This window comes from Streptomyces sp. CO7 (genome assembly GCF_053474865.1).
Map to the genome: position 1 here is coordinate 238,030 of NZ_JBRIOU010000003.1, position 4,481 is coordinate 242,510.

The window sequence follows — 4,481 nt, forward strand, 5'->3', positions numbered from 1 at the left end:
TCTCGGGGGCCTGGACCGGCTCGGCGGCCGGGGCGGCCTCCTGGGCCGGAGCGGCCTGCTCGGCCGGGGCGCCGGAGCCGTCGTCGATCAGGGCCAGCTCGGCGCCGACCTCGACCGTCTCGTCCTCGGCCACCTTGATGGAGGACAGGATGCCGGACGCGGGCGAGGGGATCTCGGTGTCGACCTTGTCGGTCGAGACCTCGAGCAGCGGCTCGTCGGCCTCGACCTTCTCACCCTCGGCCTTGAGCCAACGGGTGACGGTGCCCTCGGTGACGCTCTCGCCGAGCGCCGGAAGGGTTACGGAAACCGCCATGGTTTCGGTTGCTCCTTAACGGAAGTACGGAAGTCTGTTCGGTCGCCCGGCGGTGATCAGTCGTGCGCGTGCAGCGGCTTGCCGGCCAGCGCGAGGTGGGCCTCGCCCAGCGCCTCGTTCTGCGTCGGGTGCGCGTGGATCAGCTGCGCGACCTCGGCCGGCAGCGCCTCCCAGTTGTAGATCAGCTGGGCCTCGCCGACCTGCTCGCCCATGCGGTCGCCCACCATGTGGACGCCGACCACGGCGCCGTCCTTCACCTGGACGAGCTTGATCTCGCCCGCGGTCTTGAGGATCTTGCTCTTGCCGTTGCCCGCCAGGTTGTACTTCAGAGCGACGACCTTGTCCGCACCGTAGATCTCCTTGGCCTTGGCCTCGGTGATGCCGACGGAGGCGACCTCCGGGTGGCAGTACGTCACGCGCGGCACACCGTCGTAGTCGACCGGGACGGCCTTGAGGCCGGCCAGACGCTCCGCCACCAGGATGCCCTCGGCGAAGCCGACGTGCGCGAGCTGGAGGGTGGGCACCAGGTCGCCGACCGCGGAGATGGTCGGGACGTTGGTGCGCATGTACTCGTCGACCAGGACGTAGCCGCGGTCCATCGCGACGCCCTGCTCCTCGTAGCCCAGGCCCTGCGAGACCGGGCCACGGCCGACGGCGACGAGGAGGACCTCGGCCTCGAACTCCTTGCCGTCCGCCAGGGTGACCTTGACGCCGTTCTGGGTGTACTCCGCCTTCTGGAAGAAGGTGCCCAGGTTGAACTTGATGCCGCGCTTGCGGAAGGCGCGCTCGAGCAGCTTGGAGCTGTTCTCGTCCTCGACCGGCACGAGGTGCTTCATGCCCTCGATGATCGTGACCTCGGAGCCGAACGACTTCCACGCCGAGGCGAACTCGACGCCGATGACGCCGCCGCCCAGGATGATCGCGGACTGCGGGACGCGGTCCAGGACCAGCGCGTGGTCGGAGGAGATGATCCGGTTGCCGTCGATCTCCAGGCCCGGCAGCGACTTCGGCACGGAGCCGGTCGCCAGCAGGACGTGGCGGCCCTGGATCCGCTGTCCGTTCACGTCGACCGAGGTCGGGGAGGAGAGACGGCCCTCCCCCTCGATGTAGGTCACCTTGCGGGAGGCGACCAGGCCCTGCAGACCCTTGTACAGGCCCGAGATGACCTCGTCCTTGTACTTCATGACGGCCGGGACGTCGATGCCCTCGAAGGTCGCCTTGACACCGAACTGCTCGCTCTCACGCGCCTGGTCGGCGATCTCGCCGGCGTGGAGGAGAGCCTTGGTCGGGATGCAGCCCTTGTGCAGGCAGGTGCCGCCGACCTTGTCCTTCTCGATCAGGGCGACGTCAAGGCCCAGCTGAGCCCCGCGCAGCGCCGCGGCGTACCCGCCGCTACCGCCGCCGAGGATCACTAGGTCGAAAACGGTGCTGGCGTCGTTCGCCACGTCACGTCCTCCATGCATGTGCGCCACGCCGGTCTCGTCCGACCGGTCGGCGGCTGGTCACGGCCGCTCTAAGTGCTTCGGCCCGGTTGGGGCCCTGTCCTGCCAAGGGTCCATCTTTGCACTTGTCGGAGCACAACCGGACGCGGGGCCGTGTTGTGAGACACGGCACAGTCCTCGGCGGGCCGGGTTCCGTACACCCCGGACCTACCCCGGAACCGGACGCGCAAGGGGGTGGGGAGGGGTCCCGCGCCGCGGAACCCCTCCCCACCCCCGGTGGGCCGGGTGACTCAGAGCACGTCGCCCTCGGCGGCGCGCTCGGCCAGGCGCACCAGCGTGCGCACCCCGGAGCCCGTGCCGCCCTTCGGCGTGTAGCCGAACGGCTTGCCCTCGTTGAAGGCCGGACCGGCGAGGTCCACGTGCGCCCAGGTGATGCCCTCGCCCACGAACTCGCGCAGGAACAGACCGGCCACCAGGCCGCCGCCCATCCGCTCGCCCATGTTGGCGATGTCGGCCGTGGCGGAGTCCATGCCGGCGCGCAGGTGCTCCGGCAGCGGCATCTGCCAGGCGTCCTCGCCGCTCTCCTCGGCAGCGTCGTGCACCAGGGCGCGGAAGCCGTCGTCGTTGGCCATGATGCCGAAGGTCCGCGAACCCAGGGCGACCATCATCGCGCCGGTCAGCGTCGCCACGTCGACGATCGCGTCCGGCTTCTCCTGCGAGGCCGCCCACAGACCGTCGGCCAGGACCAGGCGGCCCTCGGCGTCGGTGTTCAGGACCTCGACGGTCTTGCCGCTGTACATCCGCAGCACGTCACCCGGACGGGTGGCGGAGCCGGACGGCATGTTCTCCGCCAGGCAGAGCCAGCCGGTGACGTTCACCTCGAGACCGAGCCGTGCGGCCGTCACCACCGCGGACAGGACCGCGGCGGCGCCGGACATGTCGCACTTCATGGTCTCGTTGTGGCCGGCCGGCTTCAGGGAGATGCCGCCCGAGTCGTAGGTGATGCCCTTGCCGACGAAGGCCAGGTGCTTCTTCGCCTTCGACGAGGTGTACGACAGCTTCACCAGCCGCGGCGGACGGGTGGAGCCGTTGCCGACGCCGAGGATGCCGCCGTAGCCGCCCTTGGTGAGCGCCTTCTCGTCCAGCACGGTCACCTTGAGGCCGTGCTCCTTGGCGGCCTTCTGCGCGATCTCCGCGAAGGTCGCCGGGAACAGGTCGTTCGGCGGCATGTTGATCAGGTCGCGGGCGTGGTTCATCTCCTCGGCCAGGGCGACCCCGCGCTCCACGGCCGCCTTGAAGGCGCGGTCGCGCGGCTTGCCGCCGAGCAGCACCGCCTCGCCCAGCGGGCCCTTCTTCGCGGCCTTGGCACCCTTGGCGCCCTTGGCGTCCTTGCCGGACTCCTTGTAGGCGTCGTAGGAGTACGCGCCCAGCAGCACGCCCTCGGCGACCGCGCCGGCCGCCTCCGCGTCCTCCAGCGGCAGCGCGAACGCGGCCTTGGCGACGCCGGTCAGCGCGCGGGCGGCGACGCCGGCGGCGCGGCGCAGCGCCTCGGCGTCCCAGACCTCGTCCTTCTCCGGCTGCGCGCCCAGGCCGACGGCGACCACGAGCGGGGCCTTGAAGCCGGACGGGGCCGGCAGCTTGGTCACCTCGCCCTCGGCGCCCGAGGCGCCCAGGGTCTCCAGCAGGCCGGCCAGGGAACCGTCGTACGCCTCGGCGACGGCCTCGGCGCCCGCGGCCACGACAGGACCGCCGTCCGGCTGCGCGCCCTTGGCGACACCGACGACGATCGCGTCGGCGCGCAGGCCGGCGACTGCGGCGGTGCTGAGGGAAAGATCAGTCACGGTGGTGATGTCTCGCTTCCGTTGAGAGTGGGGTGTGCGTCCGCAGGGCCGAGAGGATGGGCTCGGCCGGGCCCTGGGCTTCTGGGAGGAGCCTACGCGCGGCCCCGCGCCCGGGGCAGCCCAGGCACGGTCACCCCACGCACAGCACCAGCAGCGAGACACTCGCCGCGGTCTCCGCCAGCGCGCCCAGCACGTCCCCCGTTACCCCTGAGAAGCGGCGTACACAGCGGCGCAGCAGCATCTCCGCCGCCAGACACCCCAGCAGCACCGCCGCCGCGGCGCGCAGCGCTTCGCTCCGGCCGTCGAGCAACAGCCCTGCGCCGGCCGCGACGAGCGTGACGGCGACGGCCAGCGCGACGGCGGCCACCCGCGGCACCGTCCCGGCGACCGCCGCGCCCAGCCCTTCCGGCCGCGCCGCGGGCACCCCCGCCCGGGCGCCCAGGGTCAGCGCCAGGCGCGCGGTCACGGCGGAGAGCAGCGCCGCGAGGGCGCCCTGGGCGGGGGAGCGGGCGAAGGCCTCGGCCAGCGCCGCGACCTGCGCGCCCAGCGCCAGCAGCAGGGTGACCACGCCGAACGGGCCGATGTCGGAGCGCTTCATGATCCGCAGCGCCTCGTCGGCGGGCTTGGCACTGCCCAGGCCGTCGGCGGTGTCGGCGAGGCCGTCCAAGTGCAGCGCCCGGGTCAGGAGCGCGGGAACGGCCACGGTGACGACGGCGGCGAGCGCGGGGGAGAGACCGACGGCGGTTCCGGCCACCCCGGCCAGCGCGGCCGCGCCGCCGACGGCCAGTCCGGCCGAGGGGGCCCAGAGCATGCCGTGCCGCGCCGCCGCCCGGTCCCAGCGGCGCACCCGCACCGGCAGTGTGGTGAGGGTGCCGAGGGCGAACC

At 72.4% G+C, this 4,481-nt stretch carries 4 protein-coding genes; all 4 read right to left on the reverse strand.

The annotated features are described in order from the left end of the window. A partial coding sequence (locus tag ACOV8S_RS10965; protein ID WP_448317599.1) for a biotin/lipoyl-containing protein occupies window positions 1-313 on the reverse strand: 313 nt, incomplete at its 3' end. 56 nt (window positions 314-369) lie between these two features. Next, the gene (gene lpdA, locus ACOV8S_RS10970; RefSeq protein ID WP_351114442.1) at window positions 370-1,758 is read right to left on the reverse strand and encodes a dihydrolipoyl dehydrogenase; all 1,389 of its coding nucleotides are present in this window, start codon (window positions 1,756-1,758) and stop codon (window positions 370-372) included. A 287-nt stretch (window positions 1,759-2,045) separates the two neighbouring features. Further along, window positions 2,046-3,596, reverse strand: a complete 1,551-nt coding sequence (locus ACOV8S_RS10975; RefSeq protein ID WP_448317600.1) for a leucyl aminopeptidase — start codon at window positions 3,594-3,596, stop codon at window positions 2,046-2,048. A 130-nt stretch (window positions 3,597-3,726) separates the two neighbouring features. Beyond that, the coding region (locus ACOV8S_RS10980; RefSeq protein WP_448317601.1) for an adenosylcobinamide-GDP ribazoletransferase at window positions 3,727-4,481 on the reverse strand (755 nt) is incomplete at its 5' end.